The organism is Micromonospora sp. NBC_00821, from assembly GCF_036347035.1.
In the GTDB taxonomy this organism is placed as follows: Bacteria; Actinomycetota; Actinomycetes; order Mycobacteriales; family Micromonosporaceae; genus Micromonospora; species Micromonospora hortensis.
The window spans coordinates 3,127,112-3,152,272 of sequence record NZ_CP108880.1; the positions used below are offsets into that span (position 1 = coordinate 3,127,112).

The 25,161-nt window shown below is 71.0% G+C and carries 19 protein-coding genes; 8 read left to right on the forward strand and 11 right to left on the reverse strand.

Translation table 11 applies throughout. The annotated features are described in order from the left end of the window. Positions 1-22: 22 nt before the first annotated feature. The 3 genes from OHB44_RS14185 to OHB44_RS14195 are packed head-to-tail and all read left to right on the forward strand — an operon-like array spanning position 23 to position 6,509. Positions 23-3,961 (forward strand): ThuA domain-containing protein, encoded by a 3,939-nt coding sequence (locus OHB44_RS14185; RefSeq protein ID WP_330440962.1) that lies wholly within the window; start codon positions 23-25, stop codon positions 3,959-3,961. 8 nt (positions 3,962-3,969) lie between these two features. Continuing rightward, complete coding sequence (locus OHB44_RS14190; protein WP_330440963.1) at positions 3,970-5,499, forward strand: OmpL47-type beta-barrel domain-containing protein; 1,530 nt, start codon at positions 3,970-3,972, stop codon at positions 5,497-5,499. A 32-nt stretch (positions 5,500-5,531) separates the two neighbouring features. Beyond that, on the forward strand, positions 5,532-6,509 hold the full coding sequence (locus OHB44_RS14195; protein ID WP_238684987.1) for a hypothetical protein: 978 nt from the start codon (positions 5,532-5,534) through the stop codon (positions 6,507-6,509). Between the two features lie 271 nt (positions 6,510-6,780). Here OHB44_RS14195 and OHB44_RS14200 read toward each other — a convergent pair whose 3' ends face one another. Together OHB44_RS14200 and OHB44_RS14205 are read right to left on the reverse strand one after the other, a co-directional pair. Then, positions 6,781-7,914: a DUF1996 domain-containing protein gene (locus OHB44_RS14200; RefSeq protein WP_330440964.1), complete on the reverse strand. Its 1,134-nt coding sequence runs from the start codon at positions 7,912-7,914 to the stop codon at positions 6,781-6,783. Between the two features lie 234 nt (positions 7,915-8,148). Next, positions 8,149-8,685, reverse strand: a complete 537-nt coding sequence (locus OHB44_RS14205; RefSeq protein WP_330440965.1) for a hypothetical protein — start codon at positions 8,683-8,685, stop codon at positions 8,149-8,151. 214 nt (positions 8,686-8,899) lie between these two features. Here OHB44_RS14205 and OHB44_RS14210 point away from each other — a divergent pair, with 214 nt between their 5' ends. The 3 genes from OHB44_RS14210 (at position 8,900) to OHB44_RS14220 (ending at position 11,149) form a co-directional block, all read left to right on the forward strand. Next, positions 8,900-10,150: a L,D-transpeptidase gene (locus tag OHB44_RS14210; RefSeq protein ID WP_330440966.1), complete on the forward strand. Its 1,251-nt coding sequence runs from the start codon at positions 8,900-8,902 to the stop codon at positions 10,148-10,150. 57 nt (positions 10,151-10,207) lie between these two features. Further along, positions 10,208-10,660: an Rv0361 family membrane protein gene (locus tag OHB44_RS14215; RefSeq protein ID WP_330440967.1), complete on the forward strand. Its 453-nt coding sequence runs from the start codon at positions 10,208-10,210 to the stop codon at positions 10,658-10,660. Between the two features lie 105 nt (positions 10,661-10,765). Further along, entirely contained in the window at positions 10,766-11,149 is a 384-nt protein-coding gene (locus OHB44_RS14220) for a MerR family transcriptional regulator (RefSeq protein ID WP_266302856.1), read from the forward strand. Positions 11,150-11,235: 86 nt separating this feature from the next. Here the strand turns inward: OHB44_RS14220 and OHB44_RS14225 are convergent, their stop codons facing one another. Next, the gene (locus OHB44_RS14225) at positions 11,236-12,345 is read right to left on the reverse strand and encodes an ROK family transcriptional regulator (protein WP_266302855.1); all 1,110 of its coding nucleotides are present in this window, start codon (positions 12,343-12,345) and stop codon (positions 11,236-11,238) included. Positions 12,346-12,386: 41 nt separating this feature from the next. Between OHB44_RS14225 and OHB44_RS14230 the strand changes: the two genes are divergently transcribed. Further along, positions 12,387-13,607, forward strand: a complete 1,221-nt coding sequence (locus tag OHB44_RS14230; protein ID WP_330440968.1) for an MFS transporter — start codon at positions 12,387-12,389, stop codon at positions 13,605-13,607. A gap of 54 nt (positions 13,608-13,661) precedes the next feature. Here OHB44_RS14230 and OHB44_RS14235 read toward each other — a convergent pair whose 3' ends face one another. Both OHB44_RS14235 and OHB44_RS14240 read right to left on the reverse strand, forming a co-directional pair. Then, the gene (locus tag OHB44_RS14235) at positions 13,662-14,990 is read right to left on the reverse strand and encodes an alpha/beta hydrolase (RefSeq protein WP_330440969.1); all 1,329 of its coding nucleotides are present in this window, start codon (positions 14,988-14,990) and stop codon (positions 13,662-13,664) included. An 86-nt stretch (positions 14,991-15,076) separates the two neighbouring features. Next, positions 15,077-16,453: a serine hydrolase domain-containing protein gene (locus OHB44_RS14240; RefSeq protein ID WP_330440970.1), complete on the reverse strand. Its 1,377-nt coding sequence runs from the start codon at positions 16,451-16,453 to the stop codon at positions 15,077-15,079. Between the two features lie 236 nt (positions 16,454-16,689). Here OHB44_RS14240 and OHB44_RS14245 point away from each other — a divergent pair, with 236 nt between their 5' ends. Beyond that, positions 16,690-18,066 (forward strand): FAD-dependent oxidoreductase, encoded by a 1,377-nt coding sequence (locus tag OHB44_RS14245; RefSeq protein ID WP_330440971.1) that lies wholly within the window; start codon positions 16,690-16,692, stop codon positions 18,064-18,066. A gap of 46 nt (positions 18,067-18,112) precedes the next feature. Here OHB44_RS14245 and OHB44_RS14250 read toward each other — a convergent pair whose 3' ends face one another. From OHB44_RS14250 to OHB44_RS14275, 6 genes are all read right to left on the reverse strand, one after another. Continuing rightward, a complete protein-coding gene (locus OHB44_RS14250) occupies positions 18,113-18,589 on the reverse strand; it encodes a heme-degrading domain-containing protein (RefSeq protein WP_238684976.1) in 477 nt (158 codons plus the stop codon). A gap of 48 nt (positions 18,590-18,637) precedes the next feature. Next, a complete protein-coding gene (locus OHB44_RS14255) occupies positions 18,638-20,098 on the reverse strand; it encodes an SDR family NAD(P)-dependent oxidoreductase (RefSeq protein WP_330440972.1) in 1,461 nt (486 codons plus the stop codon). 131 nt (positions 20,099-20,229) lie between these two features. Next, positions 20,230-21,135 (reverse strand): siderophore-interacting protein, encoded by a 906-nt coding sequence (locus OHB44_RS14260; protein ID WP_330440973.1) that lies wholly within the window; start codon positions 21,133-21,135, stop codon positions 20,230-20,232. A gap of 25 nt (positions 21,136-21,160) precedes the next feature. Then, positions 21,161-23,260, reverse strand: a complete 2,100-nt coding sequence (locus tag OHB44_RS14265; RefSeq protein ID WP_330441229.1) for an iron ABC transporter permease — start codon at positions 23,258-23,260, stop codon at positions 21,161-21,163. Positions 23,261-23,265: 5 nt separating this feature from the next. Further along, entirely contained in the window at positions 23,266-24,249 is a 984-nt protein-coding gene (locus OHB44_RS14270; protein WP_238684972.1) for an ABC transporter substrate-binding protein, read from the reverse strand. A 31-nt stretch (positions 24,250-24,280) separates the two neighbouring features. Beyond that, positions 24,281-25,114: an ABC transporter ATP-binding protein gene (locus tag OHB44_RS14275; RefSeq protein WP_330440974.1), complete on the reverse strand. Its 834-nt coding sequence runs from the start codon at positions 25,112-25,114 to the stop codon at positions 24,281-24,283. Between the last annotated feature and the right edge of the window lie 47 nt (positions 25,115-25,161).

The following is a 25,161-nucleotide window of genomic DNA, read 5'->3' on the forward strand; positions in this document are numbered from 1 at the left end:
CGAACCGAAAGTGGGGACGGGCATGACCAGAAAACTACGACGAACCCTTGCCGCGGTAGCGGCCTTGGCGACACTGCTCCCGGCGACGACGGCGGCTGCGGCCGCACCACGAACGGCGGCCGCCCCGCAGGCGGCGGCGCCGCAGCAGACAGCGGTCCTGGTGTTCCACGGCCCCGTGGCCGAGCAACAGGACCCGGTCGCACGCGCGGTGGACACCATCAAACAGCTTGGTGCCCTCCATGACATCGATGTCACGGCCACCACGGACCCGGGCGCCTTCACCGCGGCCGGCCTGTCCGCGTACCGCAGCGTGGTCTTTCTCTCCGCGACGGGCGCCGCACTGAACCGCGACCAGGAGTCGGCGCTGCAGAACTACGTCAAGGCCGGCGGCGGTTTCGTCGGCATCGCCGACGCCGCCCGCGCCCAGGTCGACTCCACCTGGTTCACCGGGCTGATCGGCACCCGCCCGGCCGGCGCGATCCCGGTCGCCGAGCCGGTGACCCGGGTGACCGCCAGCGGCGAGAACCCGCCCAACGAGACCAAGGAGAAACTGACCGACGGCGACGCCAACACGAAGTGGCTCGTCCGCACGCCGACCGCCTGGGTGGCGTACGAGTTGAGCGCACCGAAGAAGATCACCGGGTACGCGCTCACGTCGGCCAACGACTCCTCAGGTCGGGACCCGAAGGACTGGACCCTGCAGGGCTCCACCGACGGTCAGAGCTGGACCGACCTGGACCGCCGCACCGGGCAGACCTTCCCGGACCGGTACCAGACCCGGCGGTTCGACATCGCCGCGCCGCAGGAGTTCACGCGCTACCGGCTCAACGTCACAGCGAACAGCGGTGAACCGCTGGTCCAACTCGCCGACCTGCGCCTGTTCACCGGCAGCACCACCGCCCCGGAGCCACCCGCGGTGAACCGCGCGGTGGTGAACATCCTGGACCGCAAGCACCCGGCCACCGCGTCGCTGCCGATGACCCTCACCCGGTCCGACCGCTGGGAGAACTGGGACCCGAATCCGATCGGGACCGTGCACACGCTCGCCCAGGTCGAGGAGCGGCACTACAACCCGGGGGCGGCCGCCAACGGCGCCTTCCACCCGGTGTCCTGGTGCCGGGACTACGACGGCGGCCGGTCGTTCTACACCGGCATGGGCCACACCGAGGGCAGCTACGGCGAGGAGGCGTTCCGCACGCACCTCGTCGGCGCCCTCAACTGGACCACAGGTCGGGTACGCGGCGACTGCCAGGCCACCATCGCCGCGAACTACAAGGTGGAGCGACTCACCGCCGCCAACCAGACCGGGCAGCTGGACCAGATCGGCGAGCCGCACGGGCTCACCATCGCGCCGGACGGCACTGTCTTCTACGTCGGCAAGGCGGCCTGCCCGAGCGGCCCGATCGCGGACTGGAACAACCCGAAGGTCGGCTTGGGTTGCGGCACCATCCACTCCTTTGACCCGCGAACCAAGCAGGTCAAGCTGCTCACCACCCTGGAGGTGATGGGCAACCGGGGCAGCGGCTCCGAGTTGGTCAAGAACGAGGAGGGTCTGCTCGGCATCGTGCCCGACCCCGCGTTCGCCGAGAACGGCTGGCTCTACGTCTACTGGATGCCACACGACTCGGTCGACCGGGTGAAGCGGGTCGGTCAGCGGACCGTCTCGCGGTTCACCTACGACCGGCAGGCGCAGAGCGTCGACCAGGCGACGCGCAAGGACCTGTTGCAGTTCCCGGTGCAGATCCACAGCTGCTGCCACGCCGGCGGCGGCATGGCGTTCGACGCCAAGGGCAACCTCTACGTCGGCTCCGGCGACAACAACTCCTCCGAGGGGTCGCAGGGCTACGCCGGCAACAACTGGACCCAGGAGTACGAGGGGATCTCGTTCCAGGACGCCCGCCGCACGTCGGGCAACACCAACGACCTCGCCGGCAAGATCATCCGGATTCACCCGGAGCCAGACGGCACGTACACCATCCCGGAGGGCAACCTGTTCCCACCGGGCACCGAGAAGACCCGGCCGGAAATCTACGTGATGGGCGTTCGCAACATCGCCCGCCTCCAGATCGACCCGGTGCACCAGTGGCTGACCGCCGGCTGGGTCGGCCCGGACGCCTCGTCGCCCAGCCCCACCCTGGGCCCGGCGAAGTACGAGACGGCCACCATCATCACCTCCGCCGGCAACCAGGGCTGGCCGTACTGCATGGGCAACCGGCAGCCGTACCGCGACCGCAGCAACACCGACGCGACGGTGCTGACCGGCTGGTACGACTGCGACAACCTGAAGAACACCTCGCCACGCAACACCGGACTGGAGGACATCCCGGCGGCCCGGGATAACATGATCTGGTACTCGCCCGACGGTGGCGGCCCGGTGTTCCCGAAGCGGACCGACGGCAGCGGCCTGCCGACCTACGTGGCGGCCGACGCCACCTACACGCAGCCGTACCTGCGCGGCGGCGGACAGGCCATCATGTCCGGCCCGACGTACCACCGGAGCCTCGTTGACACCACCAGCGGCGTGGCGTGGCCGGAGCACTGGGACGGCAAGTGGTTCATCGGCGACCAGTCGAACGCCGCCAACCGGGTCGCGGTCACCGTCGACCCGGCCGGCGTGCCGCAGGCCGCCCCACCGGTGTACGCCGAGTCGCTGCGGGCCATCATCCCCGGTGGCAACGGCGACAACCGGCTGCAGAGCTGGATGGACGCGAAGTTCGGCCCGGACGGCGCGCTCTACCTGCTCGACTACGGCGGCGGCTTCTTCAGCCTGCACGCGAACCAGAAGCTGATCCGGGTCACCTACACCGGCGGGGCGCCCACCCCGGCACCGGCGGCGACCTCGGTCGCCGTGCAGAACAAGCCACTGACCATCGCCTTCACCGGTTCCCGCTCCGGCGGCGTCAGCCACCGCTGGGAGTTCGGCGACGGCGCCACGTCGACCGAGGCGGACCCCCGGCACACCTACGCCACTGTCGGCACCTACACGGCGAAGCTCACCGTCACGTACGCCGACGGTCAGACGGCGACGGTGCAGACCACTGTGACGGTGGGCTGCGCGGTGCCCGACGACCGGTCGACGGTGTGGCTCGGCGACACCGACACCGGGGTGCCCAGTCGCACTGTCGGGCAGGGCTGCACGGCCAACGACCTCATCGACGACGAGAGCACCTGGGCCGACCACAACGGGTTCGTCCGGCACGTCACAGCGGTCGCCCGCACGTTGCAGGACGACGACCTGCTCAGCACCCGCGAAGCCGGCACCCTCACCCGCCTGGCCGCCGCGTCGCAGATCGGCCGGGACGGGCACACCGGGTACGAGCCGCTCTTCGACGGCACCACCGAGTCGCTGCGCGGTTGGCAGCAGGCGCCGTCGGGACAGTTCGGCATCCAGCCGGACGGGTCACTGCGCTCCAGCGGCGGCCTGGGCATGCTCTGGCACACCAAGGAGCTGGGCGACTTCTCGCTGAAGTTGCAGTTCCGGGACATCGCGCCAGGCACCGGCCGGGCCAACACCGGAGTCTTCATCCGGTTCCCGGACCTGCGAACACCCCTCGACCAGCGGCCACCGGACAGCTGCGGCACTGTCGGGTCGGCGCGGACCTCGGCGGCCTGGATGGCGATCTACTGCGGACACGAGATCCAGATCTACGACGGTGACACCGGTGAGCCGCAGAAGACCGGCTCGGTCTACAACTTCGACCCGGTGCCGCTGGCCCAGGCCGGCGTGACGCCGAAGAACGAGTGGAACGACTACGAGATCCGCGCCGTCGGTCAGCACTACACGATGATCCGCAACGGCGTGGTGATCAACGAGTTCGACAACACGCCCGGCAAGCAGTCGTCGCGAGCCGGCGACCCGCCGACCGACCTGCGGCAGTTCCTGCGCGGCTTCATCGGCCTGCAGAACCACGGTGACAACGACCTGACCGAGTTCCGCAACATCCGTGCGCGGGAACTCTAGGAGTGACGATGACCCGACGACTGACGGCCGCGCTGGCGGCGCTCCTGCTCACGGTGATCCCGTTGGCAGTGGCGCCCGCCTCCGCCGCCCCGCGCGTCGCCGCCGACCAGGTGTTGACCTGGACCGCCGACGACAGCATCACCCAGTACAAGTCCGCGCCCACCACGGCGGTGGCCGGAGCGACAACGATCATCTGGGAGAACAGCGCGGCCACCGGCAACACCACCGGGATGCCGCACACGCTGACCTTCGACACCAGCACCGAGGGCTACAACCACGACGTCACACTCAACATCCTGGCCAGCCCGTTCGACGCCAACGACGGCCGCCACCAGGCGACAGTGACGCTGACGCCGGGCCGGTACCGGTACTTCTGCTCGATCCCCGGCCACAGCTCGATGGTCGGTGAGCTGGTGGTCACCGACGGCGGTGGCGGTGGCGACACCACCGCGCCGACAGTGACCGCCGCGGTCTCCGGCGACCAGGACCAGGACGGCAACTACCTCGGCGCGGCCACCGTGACAGTGACGGCCACCGACGCCGACTCGGGGGTGCAGACCGTCGAGTACCAGGTCGACGACACCAGCTTCCTGCCGTACACCGAGCCGGTGCGGGTGACAGCGATCGGCGACCACGCGGTGCAGTTCCGCGCTACCGACCAGGCCGGCAACACCAGCGCCGTCGGCTCGGTGGCGTTCCGGATCGTCGAGCCGGGGGAGGACGACACCACAGCGCCGGTGGTCGCGATCGCGCTGGCCGGCGACCGCGACGACGACGGCAACTACATCGGTACGGCCACCGCCACGTTGACCGCCACCGACAGCGGTTCCGGCGTCGCCACCATCGAGTACGCCCTGGACGGGGCGGCCTTCGCCGCGTACACGAACCCGATCGTGGTGAACGCGGCCGGGATGCACATGCTGCACTACCGGGCCACCGACGTCGCCGGCAACACGTCGGCGGAGCAGATGTCCCACTTCACAGTGGTCGAACCGCAGGCGGAGGACACGACTCCACCCACTGTCGCCGCCACTGTGGCCGGTGACCGCAACGACGACGGCGGGTACGTCGGCGGCGCGACAGTCACCGTCACCGCCACCGACACCGAGTCCGGCGTGGCGAAGATCGAGTACGCGCTCGACGCCGGGGCCTGGACGGCGTACACCGCTCCGGTCGCCGTCCGCGCACCCGGCGCGCACACAGTGCGGTACCGGGCGACCGACGCGGCCGGGAACTCCTCCACCGAGCAGTCGACGTCGTTCACAGTGGTGGTCGACGGCACCGACCGTTGCCCCGACTCGGACACCCGGGCCACCGTGATCATCGACGGCGGCGACACCGGTGTGGCCAACGCGGACACCGGCGACGGCTGCACCATCAACGATCTGATCGACGAACACGCCGACTACCCCGGCCACGCCGAGTTCGTCCGACACGTCGAAGCGGTCACCGCCGCGCTCGTGACCGGCGGCACGCTCGACCGGCGGCAGCAGGGCGCCATCGTCCGGGCCGCGGCCCGATCGGACGTCGGCGCATGAGTCCTCGAACCTCACCGACAGGGAGAACCACGATGCCCGGACGTACCGTCGCCAAGCTCGCCACCGTGAGCGCCGTCATCGCGGCCTCGGTGCTGGCCGTGGCGCCCACCGCACACGCCGACCTGGTCACCCACTGCATCGGCACCGGTGGCGCGGTGACAGTGCCCAACGACCTGCTCGTGCCCGCCGGCGAGTCCTGCGCGCTCACCGGCACCACGATCACCGGCAACGTCACCGTCGCGGCCGGCGGCAACCTGGTGGTGACCGGTGGCCGGGTCAGCGGCGAGGTACGCGTGTCCGCGGACGGCTACCTCGACGCCACCGACACCACAGTCGACGGGCAGGTGGTGCTGGCCGCCGGCGGGTACGGCATCTTCCTCTCCAACGCCCAGACCGGCAACGTGACAGTGCGACCGAAGGGCAGCGCGACCATCGACAGCTTCCTGTTCGCCGAGGGGTCGACGGTCGCCGGGACCGTCACCGTCGGCGCCGGTGAGGTCCGGCTCGACGGTGGCACCCAGGTGCAGCGCAACCTCAGCAGCACCGGCACCTACTACACCGACCTGCACGACTCGTTCGTGGACGGCACGCTGTCGGTGCTCAACAGCGCCACCGGCAGCGTCGTGTGCGGCAGCGCGGTGCGCGGCAAGGCCACGTTCGCCGGCAACCTGGGCGGCGTGCAGGTGGGCCCGAACGGCACGCTCGACAGCTGTGCCTCCGGTGGCTACTGGGGCGGGGACGTGAGCATCACCAGCACCACCGGCGGCGTCACCGTCGACGACAACATCATCAACGGCCAGTTGACGGTGACCGACAACAACCCGGCCGCCCAGGTGGCCGCCAACAACCGGATCCGCGGCGGGGTGACCGGCGACCAGGCGGCCACGACCACCAACCGGTCGGCCCGGGTGGCCGGCCCGGATCGGGAGGACGCCGGCGACCAGCGGGCCGAGGTCCGCCGTACCTCGGCGGTGCAGGAGGCCACCGAGGCGGGCGCCGCCCGGCTCTAGACGAGTGAGTCCAACCCTGGCTGGGGCGTGGGCGCGCAGCCGGCGGCCGGCGGTGACCGTCGGTCACCTCCGTCGGGGCGGATGCGGCAGTGAGGGGTATACCTCAGGGGCATATTCATACCTCTGAGGTATACCGCTCATCAGCACATGGAGAGGGTGGGCTAGCCAAAGCGCCGCCCTCAGCCCCAGAGTCAGCACGAGTGCGAGGCACACGCGAGAGCGGCCGGTCGCCCCCAGGGGGTGACCGGCCGCCACCGTCGGGCCTCGTCGACTAGAAGTTACCGGCCGAGTTGCACTTGACGCCCTGGTCGAGGCAGTTGCGCACCCGTGCGGCGAGCGCCTCGTCCTTCCACGCGTTGAAGAAGTCCGCGTGCATGGAGAACGACGTGCCGGACGCGAGCGTGATGCCGTCCGTGTTCGCGCTCAACGGGTACGAGATCACGAAGGACACCGAGGGGACGGGCACCGGGTGGCTCTTGGGGCACGCCCCGGTGTGGTCCCCGTTGGCCATGTGCGCCTTGTGGTCGGGGCTGTCGAGGTGCTTGCCGTCCCAGCAGTCCGGGAAGGTGATCTGCCGGACGATGTTCGCGGTCTTGGCGCAGACCGGGAACGTCTTGTCGGCGCTGCGGCCGATCTCGCCGCCGATGCCGGCGCACCAGAAGTGGTTGCCCTGCTTGTCCGGGGTGTCGACCTGGTTCTTGGCGTTACCGGTGATCATTCGCAGGCCGAACGGGAACGGCTGGGTCTTGCTCGGGTCCTTCAGGCGGGAACCGTAGTAGACGGTCACCTCCTTCGGGTCCACGACCTTGCCGTTCTGGTACATCGTCGGCACCCAGTAGGCGGACTGGTCGTCCGGTGAGTTGCAGGTGGTCGCCTTGGACGCCCGCAGCGATTCCGCTGTCGAGTTGGCATCGGTCGACCTGTTGCCCCAGAACGTGTGGTTGTGCGAGCCGCCCACCAGTTTCGGCAGCACGATCGGGTCGTCGCTGTTGTGGTGGCTGGTCGTACAGCCGACGTTGAATTCGGGCACCTTGACGGGGTTGCCGGTCACCGGCTTGGGCTTACGCGCGAAGAACGCCTTCGTCGCGGCGGCCTGAGCGGCGGCGTCGATGGTGATCCAGCCGCCGGACGCGGTGGGCGGGGCGGCGCTGGTCGCCGGCGTTCCCGGCTTGCCCGGCGCGGACGGGGTGGCCGAGGTGCCCGGGGCGCTCGGCGTGGCCGACGGGCCGCCAGGGGCGGTGGCCGTCGGCGCATCCGGGCCGGGCGAGCCGATGCCGGTGTCGCTGGACGGGCCGGACGCGCCGGGCGTGCCCGGCGCCTCCTTGCATCCGCCGGCGAGCGCCACGCTCACCAGCAGCAGCGCGGTGACTGAACGGCGGCGTCGAGGGGTGGATCGGAGATTCATCAACGGGGGCGCACCTTTCTTCCGAGCACGAAGAATACGAGTCGGCCCCCTGCTCGTTTCCCACTGAAACGATTAATTCTCCCTTAAATAGCGCTCAGCGATTGCCTGGTCAGCTCTGCGGAGCCGCCGCGATGTCGACTCAATCTCAATTCTTTGATTTTCCTCTAAAAACCGTAATCGACGGCTGCGGCGGCACTCTGCTTCTCTGCTGGGTCCCCGCGACCGCCGTCCTGCTCAACACTTGTCCCGTGCCTTGCGCAGGAAGGTCTCCCGGGACACGACAGTCGTCGAGTCCTGTCCGCGCGGCGCCAGCACCTGGTCCGGGCCGATCCGTGGGAGGTCCGCGAGGGTGAAGTCCACCGGGATGGCGTCACGGCGGCTCGACCCGCTGACGGTGTAGGTGACCCCGGGCAGAAATTCGGTGAGCGGCTCGACGTCCGGATCGATGCCCGCCTCGGCCGCTGGGGTACCGACAACGCCGGCGACCTCCCAGCCCTCCGGCGGCTGACCCAACAGGGCGACTTCCACGATCTCGCTCGCGGGCGGGCCGTCGATGCTCCACCTGATCAGGGTTCGTTTGCCCGGTTCACCCTGATGGTTGTTCTCGAATACCGCGAGGCGCGCAACCCTGTCCTCGCAGGTGACCAGGACGCCGACCGGCCGGCCGTCCTGGACGGCGAGGGCGACGATCGGCTCATCCGGTGGGGTGCAGGCGGTCAGGAGGAGGAGGGGCAGCGGGAGCAGAATCCACTGACGTCGTCTTCTGCGCATGTCGGCCAGCATTCCACGGCGGCATCACGCTTCGATGCCCCGAGGATCACGAAAGGGAAGCGCAACGGACGGACCCGGACCGCGTGCCGTGCCGAACGTTCCCACCTTCGTTGCGTGATTTCCGGAAACAGCACAGGGCACCGTCGGCGCGGAGAGAATTGCCGCCACGGAGCACGCGGAAGCCGGGGGACGTTCGATGGGTTTGCGAAGGCGTATGGCGCTCGTTGCGGTGACCGTCGCGGCGACACCGCTGGTCCTCGGTGGGTGCACCACCGAGCGAAAGGCCGCCGTGCGTCCCGCCGAGCAGGTGGTGCCCTCGCCCGAACTGACCCTCACGCCCGCCGATCTCTCCCGGGACGTGCCGCTCAGCGCCGAGGTGGCTCCGCTCGTCACGGGCGGGAAGATCACCGCCGTGCGCATCGTCGACGACACCGGCGCGCTGGTCCGGGCGGAGCCACGCGAGGACGGCTCGGCCTGGGTGCCGAGCGCTGCGTTGCGCCCGCAGCAGACCTACACCGTGGCGGTGACGGCCACCGGCGACTCCGGGCGGACGACCACCCGCACCACCACCTTCACCACCGCGGCGGCGTCGACGAAGCCGCAGGTGAGCAGCACCCTGTACTTCGCCGACAAGCAGACGTACGGCACCGCGATGCCGGTGACCATCGGTTTCGATCCGCCCATCGCCAGGGCGGCCCGGGCCGACGTGCAGCGTCGGCTGTTCGTCACCACGAACCCGCCGCAGCCGGGTGCCTGGTCCTGGGTGGACGACGGCAGCCAGGTCTATTACCGGGCTCCCGACTTGTGGCGGCCCGGCACGACAATCAGTGTCCGGGCTGGCCTGGCGGGGCTGCCGATCGGCAAGAACCACGTCGGTGACGCCGACCGCACCGCGACGTCCCGGATCGGACGGCAGGTGGCGCTCGAAGTCGACAACGCCACCAAGCAGATGCGCGTGCTGCGCGACGGCAAGCTGATCCGCAGGATCCCGGTCAGCCTGGGCAAGCGCAGTACCCCCACGTCCAGCGGCAAGATGGTGATCATGGAGAAGCACCAGTACACCACGTTCGACACGCGCGGCGAGCCGAACGGCGGCTACGTGGTGAACGTCGAGGACGCGCAACGGCTCACCTGGGGCGGCGAGTTCATCCACGGGGCACCCTGGTCCGTGTCGGATCAGGGACACCGCAACGTCTCACACGGCTGCACGAACATCTCGGCGGCCAACGCCGACTGGTTGATGGGCGTCACCCGGGTCGGTGACCTGGTCACCTTCACCGGCACCGAGGTCCGGCTCCAGTCGGGCAACGGCTGGACAGCCTGGAACACCAGTTGGGGCCAGTTCGTCAAGGGCAGCGCGCTGCCCGTACCCGCGGATCTGCGACCGGCCCCGGCGTCGGCGCCGCCCGCCCGCGCGGTCGCCGGTGGCGTGCCGACGCCGGGGCCGTCCGCCTCCGGAGGCTGAACCACCGGGCGCCCGGCGGGCTCTCGCCGCTGGCCCGGCGGCCCTACCCTCCGGGTCATGACGTACGAGCCGATGATGGTTCCCGCCCCGAGGCCCAACCGGACGCTTCGTACGGTCCTGCTCGTCGTCGGCGCCCTCCTGGCGTTGTGCTGCGTGGTTGGCACCTGCGTCGGCCTCTGGCTCTACCGCTCGGTCAAGGAGTCCGTCGAACCGGTCCGGGTGGCCGCGACGGCCTACCTCGACGACGTGCGGGCCGGCAACTACGCGAGCGCGTACGGGCGGCTGTGCGACCGGGTGCGCGACACCATGACGCAGGAGGACTTCGCCCGGATCCAGAGCGCGCAGTTGACGATCAGCAGTTACGAGATCACCGGCGTGAACGTCAACAACTACAACGGGCGGGTCACCGGGACCGTCCAGGTCGAGGCGGTCCAGGCGGCCACCGGTGCGAGGTTCACGCAGGGGGTGGCGCTGGTCAAGGAGAACGGCGACTGGCGCGTCTGCCAGTGAGTCACCGTGCCGTGCAGGGAAGTCGGTACGCGAGCTACGGTAAAACCTGACGTTCGCGTGAGGGAGAGCTGTGTGGCTGGGCGTCACCGGCTGGGGGAGGGGTCGATGCGGATCGGGGAACTCGCCACCAAGACCGGGGTGTCGGTACGCGCCCTGCGCTACTACGAGGAGCAGGGCCTGCTGGCTGCCACACGGAGCAGCGGCGGTCAGCGCCACTACCTCGACGACGCTGTCGACCGGGTGTATCTGATCCAGATGCTGTACGCCGCCGGCCTGTCCAGCCGAACCATCCTGGACCTGCTGCCCTGCGTCGACGCGAAGGTCAACACACCGCAGTCGCGGGCCATGCTCCGCGCCGAACGCGACCGCATCGACCGGCAGATCACCCAGCTCCGGCAGGCGCGCAAGCGGCTCGACGAGGTCATCGCGCTCAGCGAGAGCCCGACCAACGGTTGCACCCGAACGGACACCGACGCCGCGGTGGCGTAGCGACGCGGCGAGCCCCCGTCGCAGGCATCTGAGCTCGCGGCGATCGGTGGCAGCGCAGCAGGGCGCCGTTCGGCGTGTCGAGCTGCTCAACTGCCAACGATCAGGGGATGAGCCAACTCCGGGATGCCGTAGTGCTGGTCGAGAACCTGCATGGCGGCGCCCGCGGCGATCACGTCCGCGCCGAGACTGGACAGGGCCACAGTGGTGCTGAGCCAGTCCGCGCGCCGGGCGTCCGCCCCGACGGCCTCGGTGACCGCCGCGAGATAGGTCTGCGGGTGCCGGAGGAGGTCCGCGCCCGCCAGCACCACGTGGGCGAGGTCGAGGGTCTGAAGCAGGTTGACGACGCCGACGGCCAGCACGCGGGCGGCGTGTGCGGTGTCTCCGGCCTCGGTGGCCCGGTGGTGCACGATCTCCAGGCACCCGTGCCGGCCACAGACGCAGCGGGGCCCGGTCAGGTCGACGACCGTGTGGCCGAACTCGCCCGCGTTGGTGTGCGCCCCCCGGTGGGCCGCACCGCCCAGCCAGAAGCCTCCACCGATGCCGGACTCGACCATGATGAGGGCCGCGTCGCCGAACGTCGCGCCGTGCCGCCAGGCCTCCGCCGTGATCCCCGCCGTGACGTCCTTGTCCAGGTGGACGGGGAGGCCGAGGTGCTTCTCGGCGATCTCGCGCAGCGGTACGTCGTGCCAGTGCCGCAGACCGTGGGCGTCGCGGACCAGGCCGTTGGCGTGGTCGAGCGGGCCGATCATGCCGATGCCCAGCCCGGTGAGCCGGCTCCGCAGGTCGCCGATGCCGGCCATCGTGTCGATGCCGGCGCTCAGGGCGTCGAGGAGCTGCTCCGGGGTGAAGTCGCGGGGCAGTGGGCTGACCGCCGAGTGGTGCACGGCGCCGGCCAGGTCGACCAGGACGAGCCGCAGCGTGCGTCGGGCCACGTGGGCGCCGATCGCGTACCGGCTGTCCGGGACGAGTTCGTAGACGACAGCGGGCTTGCCGATGCCTGGACGTCGCACGCCGGCGGGGCGGATCAGGCCGTCGGCGGTCAGCCGGGCGATGACCTTGGAGACCGCCTGTGGCGTCAGGCCGGTGGCCTCGACCACCGTCGCGCGCTCGAACGTGCGATTCGTGCGCCCCACCGCCATGACCAGTGCCTGGTTGTAGCCGCGTAGGAAGGTGACGTCGGCAGTGACGCGAGTCATCTCACCACCCTATTACGCAACGCTGTTGCTAAATTTTTTCGGTGATCGAGTTGAGTAGACGTCGACGGTTGGCGGCGCTGGCCGCCCTGGCACTGGGCGGCGTCGCGGTCGGCCTGACCGAGTTCGTGGCGATGGGGCTGCTGCCCGACATCGCCCGTGGTCTGCTTCCGCACGAGTACGCGCAGTCGTCGTCGGACGCCGTCGCCCGAGCGGGCTGGATGATCACCGCGTACGCGCTCGGTGTGGTCGTCGGCGCGCCGCTGATCGCCGCGTTGAGCGCACGCCTGCCCCGCAAGAAGCTCGTCCTCGGGCTGCTCGTGCTGTTCGCCGTCGGCACCGTCGCGTCGGCGCTCGCCCCCACCTTCGACCTGGTGCTGGTGGCCCGGTTCGTGGCGGCGCTGCCGCACGGCGCGTACTTCGGTGCGGCCGGTCTGCTCGCGGCGACCCTGATGGGCCCCGGTAACGAGGCCCGTGGTTTCGCCACGGTGCTCGGCGGTCTGACAGTGAGCAACCTGGTTGGCGTACCCCTCATCACGCGGCTCGGGCAGGCGGTCGACTGGCGGGTCGCGTACCTGGTCATCGCCGGCTTCTTCGTGCTCACCCTGCTGGCGGTGCTGGCGGTCGTTCCGGAGGTCGCCGCGGCGGTCGACGGCTCGCCGGCCGCCGAGTTGCGGGCGCTGCGGACCTCGCAGGTCTGGCTGGTCGCCGCGACCGGCGCGGTGGGTTTCGCCGGGTTCTTCGCGGTGAACACCTACATCGCTCCGGTCACCACCGACGTCACCGGCCTCTCCGCCGCGACGGTGCCGTGGACGTTGGTCGCTGTGGGCCTCGGCATGACCGTCGGCAACGCCCTGGGCGGCTGGCTGGCGGACCGCGACCTCCAGCGGAGCATGGTCATCGGCTTCGTGGCGATGATCGTGAGTATCGCCGTGTTCAGCCTCGTGGCGTCGACCCGCGTCGGCCTGTTCGTCGGCGCGTTCCTGGTCGGTGCGACCAGCCTGTATCTCGGTCCGGTCCTGCAGGCACGACTGATCACCGTCGCCCCGGGAGCGCAACTGATGGGTGCGGCGGTCAACCAGTCGGCCATGAACATCGCGAACAGCCTGGGCGCCGCGCTGGGCAGCGTCGCCATCGCCGCCGGATTCGGCTACCTCGCGCCGGCCCGGGTGGGCGTCGTTCTGGCGGTCATCGGGTTGATCCTGGGGCTGGTCAGTTTCGCCGTCGGGCGACGAGTGCGCGAGCGGGTCCCGGCCACGGTCTGACGAGTGCGAGCGGTCCCGGCCACCTGAGGCGGCCGGGCCGTCCGCGAGACGCGGTCAGAAGTCGTCCACGCTGACCGTCACCCGATCGGTGCTCGATCTCCAGTTGGGCACGTTGATCACCTCGTGGCCGCCGCCGCGTTGGCCCACGGTGATCCGTACCAGGCCGAGGTGTGCCGGCGTCGCCGGGATGAAGACGTCCATGCCGGTGATGAAGGTCTGGCTGAAGAACTCCGGCAACGGGGCCGTCAGGTCGGTGACGCCGTCGCTGCCGTCGTCGAAGGCGAAGATGCCGATCGTCCGCTTGACGCGCGGTGCGTTCGCCGTGTTCAGGACATCCCTGCCGTTGATCCAGAGGTGGTCGCCGGCGTCGCCCTGGTCGCCCCACCACTCCTTCTGCCGTTGGATGGTGAGCGCCGTGTGCCGGTCGCTGGTCTCGACCAGGCCGCTGAGGCCCTCGCCCGGCTCGCTGGTCGCCAAGCGCAGGAACGAGTCCGAGCGGAGGAACGGCTGGAAGTAGAAGTGGTGCGTCGCGGCGCCCGGGCGCACGATGGCGAACTCGTAGCGGGCCGTCGCGAGCACCGGGAGGGGGCCGAACGAGCCGTCGCCGCCGAGCGGCAGCCGGTGTGCGGGCCGGTGTGACAGTCGGCCGCCGGTCAACGGGCTGACCGGGTAGACCTCGATGGTCGCACCGGTGACACCGACGTTGCTCGGGAAGAGCACGGCGCGGCCGGAGACCCGGGCGGTGCCGAAGAGTTGCGGCACGATCCGCGTCGTGTGCGGCGCGTGGCCCCGGAGGAAGCCGAACATCTCGGTGAACGACTCCGCCGACGACACGGTCTGGGTATGCGACTGGTTCGGCAGGTGCACGTTTGTCGCGCCGACGACGGTGCGGGCCGGGTCACCCTCGCCCCAGATGGCGAGCGTGGGCACACCACCCGGCGGGGAAGTGGCGGTGCGCCCGTCCAGGTTGACGTAGTGCGCGACCCGGGCGGCACGCACCGGCGAGCTGGTGAGATAGCCCTGGGAGACGAAGGTGCCCAGCGAGTGCGCGACGAGGTCGACCCGGTCCGCGCCGGTGGCCGCCAGCAGGCGGGAGATCCGTGCGTCGAGTCCCGCGTACACCTGGGGCAGGATCGTCGCGATGCTCGGGGAGTCGTACTCGTGGGCTTCGATGATGTCGATCGGGTACCCGTTGCTGGCCAGCCGTTTGGCCTGGGTCTCGAACTGCGCCGCCGATCCCGCGCTGCCGTGTACGAAGATCACTGGACGGTGCGTCGGTGTGGCGGTGGCTTCGGCGGCGCGTGGAACGGCGACGGCGGACAGGCTGGCCACGAGGGCGATCCCGGCCACCACGGAGAGCAGGCTCCGGCGAGATGTGTGCATCGATCCTCCACCTGGACGGACGAAGTATTTGCACTACTAGCGCAAGTATCGTGTCAGGGTGGGACGCGATGGTCCACACCTTCCGGTCAGTTGACCTTCGTGGCGAGCAGGTCGCCGACGGCGGCGCGGACCGGGTCGGGGTTCGACCAGCTCCAGTTGGGGTGCGCGCGGTTGGTGAGCAGCGCCAGGACGAGTCTGCGGTCGGGCGCGACCACCAGCGAGGGGCCGGCGAATCCGGTGTGGCCGAAGGTCCGGGCCGAGGTGAGCTTCCCCATGAACCAGCTCTGGTTGAGCACGACGCCGAGGCCGTGCGCCGAGGTCCGGTTGGGGCGCTCGGGGTCGATGGCGGGTTTGCCGGCGTTGTGGTTGGTGAGCATCCGGCGCACCGTCGCCGCGGCGAGGATCCGCTCACCCCGGTGGATGCCCTCGTCGAGGAGCAGCTGGCCGATGGCCGCGAGATCGGTCGCGGAGGCGAAGATGCCGGCGTGACCGGCGATGCCACCGAGGTGATTGGCGACGTCGTCGTGGACGACGCCACGGAGCAGCCCCCGGGACGAGCGGGCGTCGGTGGCGACCAGCCGGCTGGCCTTCGCGGCGGGCGACAGCCAGCTGTTCGGGTTGAAGCCGGTGTCGCGCAGGCCGAGCGGGTCGGTCAGGTGGGTCTTGAGCGCCTGGTCGAGCCGCTGGCCGGTGACCTTCTCGACGATCTTGCCGGCGACCATGAGCCCGACGCTGGAATAGCGGAACGTCTTTCCCGGCACGGCGCCGGAGACCAGCGGCGTACCGAGCACGGCGTTCCAGCGGGCCGCGTTGTCGCGAAGGCCGGTGACCCTGGCGCCGACGGGAAGGCCGCTGGTGTGGGTGAGCAGCATCTCGACAGTGATCCGCTCCTTGCCCGCGCCGGTGAAGGCGGGCAGGTAGTCGCGCACCGGAGCGCCGAGGTCGACACGTCCCTTGTCGACCTGCTGCAACAGCAGGATGGCCGTGTACACCTTGGTGACCGAGGCGAGGTCGAAGATGGAGTCCGGGCGCATCGCGACGCGCTGGTTCGCCGCGAGCAGCTTCGGGCCCGCCGAATACCGCAACGCCTCACCGACAGCAGTGTGCACGGTCACCTTCCCGCCCACCAGGACGAGAGCGACCGCACCGGGAAAACCCTTGTGTTGCACGGTCTGCGGGGTCGCGGGCAGGTGTCGCCGGAGCAGGGCGGTCACGTCCTGCCCGTAGGGGGCCGGACGGACCGGTGGGTTGCCGCCGACCGGTGCGTCCGGGGCCCTGAGCGGCGGCCCGGCGTCTCCCGCCGGACCAAATCCGACCCGGCTGCCGGTGGCGCCCTTCCCGGTCGCCGCGTCGCCAGAGCCGGCCGAACCGGGGTTCGGCGCGCCGGTGGCACCGCAACCGGTGAGGGCGGAGGTCGCGGCGGCCAGGCCGATCCCGAGCAGAGTTCGACGTGCGACGGGCATGCCGGAGATCGTGACAGCCGGCCAGGACACGCGCCACCTGACCCGTCCGAACGTCGGACCCGTCCGGCCCATTGGTCAACAGGTCGTCATCTGGCGGACACAGCCGGTTGCCGTTCAGGTGGTTGTGCGACGATCGGCGGGCAAAACGTCGAATGACCGTCCACCGGTCTGTCCGCGCACGGTCGCGGACAGTAACCGGGGAGGGCACACACCCCGTTACCCCCTTGGAGAGCACGATGTCCCTCTCCCCGTCCCGGGTCTTCGCAGAGCTGAATGCGGATCGACCCCCTGACCAGCCGTCCCCGACGATGGGCACGGCCGTCGTGGTCGGCGGCAGCGTCGCCGGTCTCCTGGCCGCCCGGGTGCTGTCCGACCACGCCGACACCGTCGTCATCATCGACCGGGACGACCCGCAGGTGACCGGCGCGCGGCCCGGCGTACCCCAGGGGACGCAGCTGCACGCGCTGCTGCCCGGCGGCCTCTTCCAGCTGGAGCGGCTGTTTCCCGGATTCCGCGACGAGGCACTGGCGCGCGGAGCGGTCGAGGCGCCGCCCGCGGCCCGGCGCAACTACCTCGACGGGCGTCTGAAGGTCGTCGTCCCCGACGACGCCGACAGTCTGGCCGGCAGTCGGCCGCTGCTGGAAGGGCTGATCCGCCAGCAGGTGCTCCGACTGCCCAACGTCAAGACGATCACCGCCCGCGCCACCGGCCTCGTGTTCGACGGCACCACGGTCACCGGCGTCCGTTGTGAGGTCGGTGGGGTGCCCGGTGTCGAACGCGCTGACCTCGTGGTGGACGCCATGGGGCGGTCCAGCCGACTCTCGGACTGGCTGGAGCAGGCCGACTGGGACCGGCCGGTCACCCGGCGGATGACAGTGCACCTCAACTACGCGACAGCCCTGTTCCGCCGCCCGGAGGTCACCCCGCCCTCGACTGTCGTCCTGGCCCTGAACACGCCGAGGACGGCGACGGACGTGGCAGGGGCCGCGTTCTTCGCCATCGAGGACGGCCGGTGGATGGCCATGATGGCCGGTTACGGCAACGACCGTCCGGGGCGTACCGCTGACGACTTCGTCCGCCGCCTGCGCGAGCAGTTCCCACCGGAGTTCGGCGAGGTCGCCGACCAGGAGATGATCGGCGACGTCCAGACCTACCACCACGCCGACAGTCGGCGACGGGACTTCCACGCGCTCAAGCGGTTCCCGGCCGGCCTGATCAGCGTCGGTGACGCCGTCGCGTCGTTCAACCCGGTGTACGGGCAGGGCATGACCGCGTCGGCCCTGCACGCGGCCTGCCTGTCGACGTACCTTCGGTCCGGCCCGGACCTGCGGGCGCCCGCGCGCCACTACCTCGCGCTCCAGAAGGTAGTGGTCGACGCCGCCTGGTCGCTCTCCACCTCGGCGGACCTGGCGTTGCCCCACGTCGACGGGCCCTACCCGCGCGGCTACCGGTTCTCCCGCTGGGCCAGCGGCCAGGTCATCGCCGCGACCGTCACGGACGTGGCGACCGCGCGGCGGTTCAACGACGTGGTCTCCATGCGCGAACACCCGCACTCGCTGGCCCGCCCCGGCGTGCTCCTGGGCGCCCTGCGCGCCAACCGGCGCACACGCTGAGCGCGTGACCCGGCGGCCTCGCCTGCGAGGCCGCCGGGAACGCGCTCTAGCGGGGGAGCTTGCGGAGGATGTCGACCACGAAACGGTGGTCGTCCAGCTGCGGCAGCCCGGAGACACCGACCCAGCCCACCACGCCGGTGCCGCGTACGCGCAACGGCACCGCGCCCCCGGCCGCCGCGTACCGCGAGGCCGGCAGGCCGAACCGCTCGGCCAGCGTCACCTGCCTGTCCTGGCACAGCCGCGCCATGTAGAGCGAGGAGTGCTCGAACCGCATCACCACCCGACCCTTGCGGCGCAGCCACGCGTCGTTGTCCGCCGTCGACCCCGGCAGGCCACAGTGGAACAGCTGCCGCCCGGCCCGCCACACGCCCACCGAGACCGGCAGTCGCTGCTCGGTCGCGGCGGTGACGGCGAGCATCCCCAGCTCGTACGCGTCGGTCTCGGACAGGCCCGCGAGCTCCAGCTCGTTCTCCTCGCGCAGCAGCTCGTCCAGCGTCGGCCACGATTCACGGTCAGCTGACATGTTCTTCTCCTTCTTGGTGCGGGCGATCATCCTCGTCCTGCGGGGCGATCACCAGGCGCAGGGCGCGTAGTCCTTCAGGAAACAGCCGTACAGGTCCTCGCCCTGTTCGCCACGGACGATCGGGTCGTACACCCGGGCCGCGCCGTCGACCAGGTCGAGTGGGGCGTGGAAGCCCTCGTCGGCCAGCCGCATCTTCGTCGGGTGGGGGCGCTCGTCGGTGATCCAGCCGGTGTCGACGCTGGTCATCAGGATGCCGTCGGTCAACATCTCCTCGGCGCTGGTGCGGGTCAGCATGTTCAGCGCCGCCTTGGCCATGTTGGTGTGCGGATGCCCCGGCCCCTTGTACCCGCGGCCGAACTGGCCCTCCATCGCCGACACGTTCACCACGTACTTGCGGCGGGCCGACGCGGCGGCCATCACCGGACGCAACCGGCTGACCAGCACGAACGGTGCGGTGACGTTGCACAGCTGCACTTCGAGCAGCTCGACCGGGTCCACCTCCTGGACCCGTTGGACCCAACTGTTCACCGAGTCGAGGTCGGGCACGAGACCCCCGGCGTCGATGGCAGTGGACGCCGCGATCCGTTCCGGCGAGGCCGAGCCGCTGGTCAGTGCCAGCGCGGTGAGCGCGTGCGGGGTGAGCGCCGTCGACTGTGGCCCGGCGGTCAGGCTGCCCACCGGGCCGCTCTGCCCGTCCGACTTGGCGAACGTGATCAGCTCCGGCAGCGGGCCGTCCGGCAGGGCCGCGGCCTCGGCGGCGATGAGCTGCGCGTACGCCCCGGGGGACCGGCGGACGGTCTGCGCCGCGTTGTTGATCAGGATGTCGAGGGGGCCCTGACTGCTGACGTCGTCGGCGAGGGCGATCACCTGGGCGGGGTCGCGCAGGTCGATCCCGACGATCCGCAGTCGGTGCAGCCAGTCCGCGCTGTCGGGCATCGCGGCGAAGCGGCGTACCGCGTCGTGCGGGAACCGGGTCGTCACCGTCGTGTGCGCGCCGTCGCGCAGCAGCCGCAGCGCGATGTACATGCCGATCTTGGCCCGGCCGCCGGTGAGCAGCGCACGCCGGCCCGTCAGGTCGGTGCGGGCGTCGCGGCGCTCCCGGTTCAGCGCGGCGCAGGACGGGCAGAGCTGGTGGTAGAAGGCGTCCACCTCGCGGTAGCGCTGCTTGCAGACGTAGCAGCCGCGCGGATTGTGCAGGAAGCCGGCCGTCTCGCCCGCGACGGAGGACGCGAGCGGAATGCCCTGCGTCTCGTCGTCGATCCGCCCCGGAGCGCCGGTGGCGGTGGCTTCCGTCACCGCCCGGTCGGCGGCGAGGATGGCGTCGCGCCGCTCCTCCCGCCGCCGCTGCTTGATCACCTTGTAGAGCCGGGCGGTGGCCCGCTGCACCTGCACCACGTCGGGATGGTCGGAGGGCAGCGCCTCCAACGCCTCGAAGACGCTGAGGCAGGCCTCCAGCCGGCTTCGGTCAATACCCTCTTGACCGTTTTCGGTAATGTTGTCCACCGTCATGCGTCGTTGTCTCGTCCCGTATCCCGTGCCGGCTCCAGCCGACCCGCCCCAAGTCCGACCCGAAACGGTACGCGCCTCACGGCCTCCGACGCACCTCGCGGCCGTCCGGCGTGGTGCGCCTCGCGGCGCTGTCAGTCGGCGTCGACGTGACCGAGACGCCAGTAGCCCATGAAGGCCACCGCCCGCCGGTCCAGACCCCGCTCGGCGACCAGGTGCCGGCGCAGGTTACGGATGACACCGGCCTCCCCGGCCAGCCACGCGTAGAGCGGCGCCGAGGCCACCTGCTCGGGCACCTCCCACAGGATCTCGGTGTCCACGTCGACGTCCGACACGGGTTGGGCGGCTTCCGACACGCCGGGGGCCAGCAGTTCCCCGGCCGCCGCGACGACGGCGGGCACCAGCCGGCTGCCGTAGCCGTCGGCGCCCCGGGCCAGCCAGCGGACCTCGACTCCGGGCGGCGCGAGCAGCGGCAGCACGTCGGCGGCGTCGGGCACCTCCAGCACGACAGTGCCCCGAGCGTCGAGGGGGAGCCGCTCGCAGATGCTGCTGATCGCCGGCACGGCGGTCTCGTCCCCGGCCAGCAGCAGCGTGCCGCCGGTGGACTGTCGAAACTCGACCCCGCCGTGGTTGCCGTCGAAGCCGGCATCCGGCCCGACCAGCGCGATCTCGTCGCCGACGCTGGCCCGCCGAGCCCAGCGCGTCGCCGGGCCACTGTCGCCGTGCAGCACCAGGTCGACGTCCACCTCGGCCAGGTGCGGGCGGACCGCACGCACCGTGTAGGTGCGTATCGGGTTGCGCAGGTGCTCGGGCAGGGCCCGCCACGTCGCGTACCAGTCCGCGCCGTCCGGCAGGGTCGCCCGGTCCTGACCGGGCAGCGGCATCGCCAACTTGATCCGCTGGTCGTAACCGTTGTCGGCGAAGCGGTCCAGGTCCGCCCCGGTGAAGGTCACCCGGGTGAAGGACGGGCTCAGGCGGCGTACCGCCCGGACGGTGACGGTGAACACGCGCCACGGGGCGATGGGCAGGGTCTCGGTCATGGTGCCTCTCTCGACTCGGGCGGCTCTACCGGGTGGTGCTCGCCACGGCGCGGGAGCGCCACAGCAGCCAGACGAAGTACGGGGTGCCGATCATGGCGGTGACCAGGCCGGCGGGGATCTGGGCCGGCGCGATGACCGTCCGACCGAAGGTGTCGGCGATGCTGACCAGCGCCGCGCCGAGCAGGGCAGCCACCGGGAGCACCCGGGAGTGCCGGCCCCCGACGAGCGCCCGCGCGGCGTGCGGGGCGACCAGACCGACGAAACCGATGACCCCGACGGCCGAGACGGCGGTGGAGGTGAGCAGCGCCGCCGCGCCGAGCGCGATCAACCGGGTGCGTTCCAGCCGGACGCCGAGCACGCGGGGGGTGTCGTCGTCCAGCGCCATCAGGTCGAGCTCCCGGCGGGCGGCGACCACGGCCGGCGTGAGCACCAGCAGGGCGATCAGCACCGGCAGCACCTGGGTGGGCATCCGGCCGTAGGTGGAGCCGGACAGCCAGGTCAACGCCTTCCCGGTGTTCCACGGGTCGAAGGCCACGACCAGGTAGGTGATGACCGCCATGCCGCCCTGCCACGCACCGAAACCGATCAGCACCAGTCGGTCGGAGCTCAGTCCGCCGCGCCAGGCCAGGCCGTAGACCAGGGCGAACGCCAGCATCGCGCCGAGCCCGGCGACGCCGGAAACGGCCCACACCCCGGCCAGTGGCACGAAGGTGAGCAGGGAGACCGCGCCGAGGCCGGCACCGGCGGTGATGCCGAGGATGCCGGGTTCGGCCAGCGGATTGCGGCAGACCGCCTGCACCGTGGTGCCGGCGACCGCGAGCGCCGCGCCGGCCAGGACCGCCGCGGCGACGCGCGGCCACCGCTGGTCCAGCACAAAGGTGTACGCGGGCCCGGTGGTGCCGTTGACCCAGTTGACCACGTCACCGAGCAGCACCCAGGTGTCACCGGCGAGCATGCCGACCGCCACTGCGCAGACGGCCAGGGTGGCGGTGACGGCGACGACGCCGCGGTGGAAGGCGGCGGAGCGGACGGCCGCGTGCCCGCCGGGCGGACGACGGGTGGGGCCGGCGTCGCGGTGCCGGCGGGCCAGCCAGATGAGGATCGCCGCGCCGAACAGGGTGGTGACCACGCCGGTGGGAATGTCGACCCCGGCCTGCCCGCCCATCACGGCCCGCAGCAGCACGTCGGATCCGAGCACGATGATGACCCCGGCGATGCCGGACAACGGCAGCAGGACGCGGTGCCGGTGCACCCCCGGCACCACGGGGGCGAGTAGCCGGACGATCACCGGTGCGCACAGGCCGACGAAGCCGACCGGGCCGGTGAGGGTGACTGCCGCGGCGGAGAGCAGCACGGCCAGCACCATGACGGTCAGCCGGGTGCGCCGCACGTCGAGGCCGAGCACTGTGGCGGTGTCGTCGCCGAGGGCGAGGATGTCGAGGCGGTGCCCGAGCAGCACGAGCACGATGGCGGCGCCGACGATCACCGGAGCGAGTTGGGTCAGCGCGGTCAGGTCGCTCTGCACCAGCGAGCCGTTGCCCCAGGCGAACAGTCCGATGGTGGCCTGTTCGAACAGGAGCAGCAGCACTGTGGTCACCGACCCGAGCGCCAGCGCGGTCGCCGAGCCGGCGAGGATCAGCCGGGTGGTGCCGGCCTGCCCACCGGAGGACATCGCCATCACCAGGCCGGCGGCGGCCAGCCCGCCGCAGAGGGCGAGGCCACCGGCCGGCAGCGCGGGCAGCGAGACGCCGAACGCGGCGACGGCGACGATCGCCAGGTGGGCGCCCGCGTTGACAGCGAGGGTGTCGGGGGACGCGAGCGGGTTGCGGGCGATCGACTGCAGCGCCGCCCCGGCGAACCCGAGCGCCACGCCGATGGCGAGCCCGGCGAGCAGCCGGGGCAGGCGGGACGCGATCAGGACGCGGGCCGCCTCGTCGTCGGCGCCGGTTGCGAGCCGCAGCAGGTCGAGGGCGCCGACGGTCGAGGTGCCCTGGGTGAGGTGCACCGCGCCGACCACGAGCAGCAGCAGGATCGCGGCGACGAAGACGACGGCGATGCGGGGCACGGCCGGGCGTCCGCCCGGAGCCGGCAGGGTGGCCGGCTCCGGGCGTGGGGGCGCGTTCAGCACGCTCACACCGCGTACGTCTTGACGAGTTCGTCGATGTACTGCTTGCCGGAGAGTGGACCGCCGAAGGTCCAGATGCCGTTGGGCATCTTGTGCAGGTTGCCCTTCTGCACGAAGGGCAGCGACTTCCAGATGGCGTTGCCGGCGAGACCGTCGGCGAAGACGTCGTCGCCGTCGGAGGCGTTGTAGAAGAGGTGCGTGTTCGGGTCCTTGAGGACCGTCATGCCCTCGACGTCGGTCTGGCCCAGGCCCCACACCTCGTCGGTCTTGCCGGTCCAGGCGTTGGTGAGGCCGAGTTGGATGCCGATCTGGGAGACCAGCGCGCCAGTGCCGAACATCCGGATGCTGACGGTGCTGCCCTCCTTCCAGCCGTCGGCGATGGCGAACGGTCGGCCGGCGGCACCCGCGTCGGCGATCTTCTTCTTGCCGTCGGCGATGGCGGCGTCGAAGTCGGCGAGCAGCTTCTCCGCCTCGGTGGTCTTGCCGACCGCCTTCGCGATCATGTTGAGGTCGGTGCGCATCCGGCCGAGGTTGTCGGTGGCGTCACTGCCCTTGGCGACCACGACGGGTACGAACTTCTCCAGCTGACTGACGATGTTGGCGCCCCGGTCGTCCTCCATCACGACGAGGTCGGGTTGGAGGGCGACGATCGCGTCGACGCTGGGCTCCCCGCGGACCCCGACGTCCTTGACGCCCGGGTCGAGCTTCGCGGAGGTGACCCAGGTGCCGTAGCCCTTGGGGTCGGCGACACCGACGGGCATGACGCCCAGGCTGACCAGCAGCTCGACCTCGCCCCACTCAAGCCCGACGACCTTGGTCGCCGGCGCCTTGAGGGTGATCTCCTTGCCCCGGCTGTCGGTGACGGTGACCGGGCCGCCGGACGCCGAGGCGGAGGTGTCGGGGGCCGCGGCGTTCTCGGTGGTGCCGCAGGCGCCGAGCGTCAGCGCGGCCACGACGGCGATGAGGGCGGTGAAACGGGTACGGGTCATGACGGTCTTTCTCTGCTGTGGATGGGGGTGTTCAGACCAGGGCGCGGATCTGGTGCCGCCCGACGGGGCGGGTGGTGACCAATCCGCTGACCGGATCGGTGGTCACCTCGATGCGGATCCCGTAGGTCTCGGTGAGGGCGTTCTCGGTGAACACCGTTGCCGGGGTGCCGGTGGCGCGGACCCGGCCCTGCTGCAACAGGACCACCTCGTCCGCCACGGCGGCTGCCTGGTTGAGGTCGTGCAGCACGACGCCGACGGCGACGCCGTGATCGTCCGCGAGGTCACGGACCAGGTCGAGGATCTCCACCTGGTAGCGCAGGTCGAGAAACGTGGTGGGCTCGTCGAGGAGCAGAACCGGGGTGTCCTGGGCGAGGCAGGTGGCCAACCAGACCCGCTGCAACTCGCCTCCGGAGAGTTCGTCGACGGGGCGGTCGGCCATCGCGGCGACGCCGGTGACGTCCATGGCGCGTGCGATGGCGGCGGGACCGTCCGGGTCCTCGGTGCGCCAGCGCCCCCGGTAGGGGTGGCGGCCGTAGCCGACGACGTCGCGGACGGTGACACCGCTGGGCACCGGCCGGCTCTGAGCGAGCAGGGTGACCCGCCGGGCGAACTCCCGGGCCGCGAGGCTGGCGGCCGTGACACCGTCGGCGAGGTGCACGATGCCGGCTTCGATCGGGTGCAGCCGGGCCAGGGCCCGCAGCAGTGTGGACTTGCCGCTGCCGTTGGGCCCCACCAGTGCGGTGACGGCACCCGCGCGGAGATCGATCCCGGCGCCGTGCACCACCGGCACACCGTGATAGCCCAGACGGAGGTCGACGCCGGACAGGCTGCGCTCCCCGTTGACCGACGCCAACTCGCTCTGCATGAGGTTAGGCTAACCTAACCGAACGACGGCCTGTCAAGCCGGCCTCG

Bases quoted from the DNA above. Each gene is read 5' to 3' on its own strand.
- OHB44_RS14240 (WP_330440970.1), bottom strand. From the start codon at position 16,453: ATGCCCGTCGCACGTCGAACTCTGCTCGGGATCGGCCTGGCCGCCGCG.
- OHB44_RS14195 (WP_238684987.1), top strand. From the start codon at position 5,532: ATGCCCGGACGTACCGTCGCCAAGCTCGCCACCGTGAGCGCCGTCATC.
- OHB44_RS14235 (WP_330440969.1), bottom strand. From the start codon at position 14,990: ATGCACACATCTCGCCGGAGCCTGCTCTCCGTGGTGGCCGGGATCGCC.
- OHB44_RS14220 (WP_266302856.1), top strand. From the start codon at position 10,766: ATGCGGATCGGGGAACTCGCCACCAAGACCGGGGTGTCGGTACGCGCC.
- OHB44_RS14275 (WP_330440974.1), bottom strand. From the start codon at position 25,114: ATGCAGAGCGAGTTGGCGTCGGTCAACGGGGAGCGCAGCCTGTCCGGC.
- OHB44_RS14205 (WP_330440965.1), bottom strand. From the start codon at position 8,685: ATGCGCAGAAGACGACGTCAGTGGATTCTGCTCCCGCTGCCCCTCCTC.
- OHB44_RS14185 (WP_330440962.1), top strand. From the start codon at position 23: ATGACCAGAAAACTACGACGAACCCTTGCCGCGGTAGCGGCCTTGGCG.
- OHB44_RS14260 (WP_330440973.1), bottom strand. From the start codon at position 21,135: ATGACCGAGACCCTGCCCATCGCCCCGTGGCGCGTGTTCACCGTCACC.
- OHB44_RS14215 (WP_330440967.1), top strand. From the start codon at position 10,208: ATGACGTACGAGCCGATGATGGTTCCCGCCCCGAGGCCCAACCGGACG.
- OHB44_RS14250 (WP_238684976.1), bottom strand. From the start codon at position 18,589: ATGTCAGCTGACCGTGAATCGTGGCCGACGCTGGACGAGCTGCTGCGC.
- OHB44_RS14225 (WP_266302855.1), bottom strand. From the start codon at position 12,345: ATGACTCGCGTCACTGCCGACGTCACCTTCCTACGCGGCTACAACCAG.
- OHB44_RS14245 (WP_330440971.1), top strand. From the start codon at position 16,690: ATGTCCCTCTCCCCGTCCCGGGTCTTCGCAGAGCTGAATGCGGATCGA.
- OHB44_RS14255 (WP_330440972.1), bottom strand. From the start codon at position 20,098: ATGACGGTGGACAACATTACCGAAAACGGTCAAGAGGGTATTGACCGA.
- OHB44_RS14210 (WP_330440966.1), top strand. From the start codon at position 8,900: ATGGCGCTCGTTGCGGTGACCGTCGCGGCGACACCGCTGGTCCTCGGT.
- OHB44_RS14190 (WP_330440963.1), top strand. From the start codon at position 3,970: ATGACCCGACGACTGACGGCCGCGCTGGCGGCGCTCCTGCTCACGGTG.
- OHB44_RS14200 (WP_330440964.1), bottom strand. From the start codon at position 7,914: ATGAATCTCCGATCCACCCCTCGACGCCGCCGTTCAGTCACCGCGCTG.
- OHB44_RS14270 (WP_238684972.1), bottom strand. From the start codon at position 24,249: ATGACCCGTACCCGTTTCACCGCCCTCATCGCCGTCGTGGCCGCGCTG.